Below are 2,293 nucleotides of genomic sequence, written 5' to 3'. Positions count from 1 at the left end.
CGATATGATTTCACTACGCTTTCCGTTTTCCAAGAATTCAGCCTCACGGAGCGGTGAAAAACTTTTTCATTGCCAAGTCGGCGAAATCGGCGAGAATGCCACCATGGAAACCAGCGAAAAACGGCAGCGCGGCCGTCCGCGCTCCTTCAACGGCCCGTCCGAAGCCGCCTCCGTGCAGTCGCTCGACCGCGCCTTGCGCATCCTTGCCATCGTCGCCGAAGGCAGCGGCCTGTCGCTGAGCGAGATATCGGCGCAAAGCGGCCTTGCCGCCTCCACCGCCTACCGCATGCTGACGACGCTGGAGAACCACGGCATGGTCGAGTTCGACGGCACCGACCAGCTGTGGTCGATCGGCGTCGAGACCTACCGCATGGGCGCCGCGTTCCTGCGCCGCCGCAAACTGGTCGATCGCGCCCGCATCGTCATGCAGGAACTGATGGAAAAGACCGGCGAGACCTCCAATCTCGGCGTCGCCGAGGACGATTGCGTCGTCTTCGTCAGCCAGGTCGAGACGCACCAGGCGATCCGCGCCTTCTTCCGGCCGGGCACGCGCAGCTCCTTCCATGCCTCCGGCATCGGCAAGGCGGTGCTGGCGCATCTCGATCCCGAGCGTGTCGCCGCCATCCTGCGTCGCGCCGGGCTTGAGCGCTTCACCGACAAGACGCTTTCCGACATCTCGGCGCTGGCCCGCGACCTTGTCGCGATCAAGCATCGCGGCTGGTCGGTCGACGACGAGGAGCGGCACCCGGGAATGCGCTGCGTGGCCGCCGCCATCTTCAACGAGTTCGGCGAGCCGATCGGCGGCGTTTCGGTGTCCGGGCCCACCGTTCGGGTGACGCCGGAGCGTCTGGCCGAGATCGGTCCGCTGGTGCGCGAAGCGGCGACCGAGATAACCAGGATGATCGGCGGGCATTCTTCACAAGGCGCTGCCGAGGCATCGCTGTTCGAGGTCAGCGCCACGCGCTTGCCTTGACTCTGGCCCGACTTGACACCGGTCCGGCAACGGTCGAAGTCTCCGCCTCCGATCCATTCCCGCCCGGAAACGCATGAGCCTCCAGTCCGTCAAAGCCTTCTTCGCCGAGCATGCCCCCGACATCGCGGTGATCGAAACACCGACAAGCTCGGCAACCGTGGCGCTCGCGGCCAAAGCGCATGGCGTCGAGCCGGGACAGATCGCCAAGACGATCTGCATGCGGGTCGGCGAGCGGGTGCTGCTGGTGGTCGCCCGCGGCGACGCGCGCATCGACAACCGCAAATCGCGCGACGCCTTCGGGGGCAAACCGCGCATGCTCGATGCCGAACAGGTGACCGAGATCACCGGCCATCCGGTCGGCGGCGTCTGCCCCTTCGGCCTCGCCTCGCCCTTGCCGATCTACTGCGATGTGTCGCTGCGCGCCTTTGCCGAGGTCGTGCCGGCCGCCGGCGCCACCAATGCCGCGGTCAGGATCGGCGTCGATCGCATGGCGGGCCTGGTCAGCGCCGAATGGTGCGACATCTGCAAGTAGCTACCCGTTCGGCAGCGCGCTCTTGCCCGCGATCTCGAAGAAGTCGAGCAGGATCGCCAGGCCGACGCCGCTTGCGGTGAAGATCAGGCCGGTGATGAAGATGCGGTTGGCCCGCTCGTAGATCGGCTTTTGCAGCGAGCTTACGTCGAGCAGCAAGGACAGCGCCCGCATCTGCAGCGCGATGCCGATCAGGATCGGCAGCACCGCCAGCAGATGGTAGGTTTGCCATGGGATCGGGTTGGCGGCCCAATGGGTGATGAAGCCCAGCGAAAATGCCAGCAGGATGCCGACGGTGGTGACCGTGCCGTTGCGGAAAACGGGCTCGATCAAGTCTTGCTTCGGATCCTGTTCGTCCAAGCGTCCCTCCTCGGTTTGGCCGTTGGGGCGAGATTAGACGCTCGCAAAATCGCTGTACACCGCCGACGGCGGAGGCTTTTCAACTTGAAAGCCTTGTCAACGCAACAGGGCCAGCCCCCCGACGGCAGAAGAAGGGGCCACGGAGAAGCCCCTTCTTCCGGTTGCCTGAGGCGGTTCACCTCCTCTCAGAGCTGGCAGTAATGACGATAGCCGTCGTAGCCGGCATAGGTGTCGGAGTACGGGTCGTAGCTGGCGTAGCGGGCGAGGCAGCGGCGGACGTGCGAGGAACCGCCGCCATATTCGTCGACATAGACGGGCTGCGGCTGCTGCTGGGAGAGCAGGCTGCCGAGCACGAACCCGCCGACGCCGGCGGCAATGCCGATGCCGATTTCGCGGTTGTGATGGTGGCTGTGGGCGGCCGAGGGCTGCAC

At 65.5% G+C, this 2,293-nt stretch carries 4 protein-coding genes; 2 read left to right on the top strand and 2 right to left on the bottom strand.

What is annotated here, in order from left to right:
• The first annotated feature begins 103 nt into the window (after window positions 1-103).
• Entirely contained in the window at window positions 104-973 is an 870-nt protein-coding gene (gene bhcR, locus EN738_RS33635) for an HTH-type transcriptional regulator BhcR (protein WP_127287297.1), read from the top strand.
• 73 nt (window positions 974-1,046) lie between these two features.
• Window positions 1,047-1,505, top strand: coding sequence for a YbaK/EbsC family protein (locus EN738_RS33630; RefSeq protein ID WP_127287296.1), 459 nt, complete (start codon window positions 1,047-1,049; stop codon window positions 1,503-1,505).
• On the opposite strand, the gene EN738_RS33625 is transcribed toward EN738_RS33630, so the two are convergent.
• Both EN738_RS33625 and EN738_RS33620 read right to left on the bottom strand, forming a co-directional pair.
• Entirely contained in the window at window positions 1,506-1,862 is a 357-nt protein-coding gene (locus tag EN738_RS33625) for a hypothetical protein (RefSeq protein ID WP_127287295.1), read from the bottom strand. It abuts the gene before it with no gap.
• A 185-nt stretch (window positions 1,863-2,047) separates the two neighbouring features.
• On the bottom strand, window positions 2,048-2,293 hold a 246-nt coding region (locus tag EN738_RS33620), incomplete at its 5' end, for a BA14K family protein (protein WP_145967028.1).

It is taken from the genome of Mesorhizobium sp. M4B.F.Ca.ET.017.02.2.1, from assembly GCF_003998955.1.
Lineage (GTDB): Bacteria > Pseudomonadota > Alphaproteobacteria > Rhizobiales > Rhizobiaceae > Mesorhizobium > Mesorhizobium abyssinicae.
This window is presented reverse-complemented; position numbering and strand designations above follow the sequence as displayed.

Coding starts and splice junctions, on each gene's coding strand:
- EN738_RS33630 (WP_127287296.1), top strand. CDS start 1,047: ATGAGCCTCCAGTCCGTCAAAGCCTTCTTCGCCGAGCATGCCCCCGAC.
- bhcR (WP_127287297.1), top strand. CDS start 104: ATGGAAACCAGCGAAAAACGGCAGCGCGGCCGTCCGCGCTCCTTCAAC.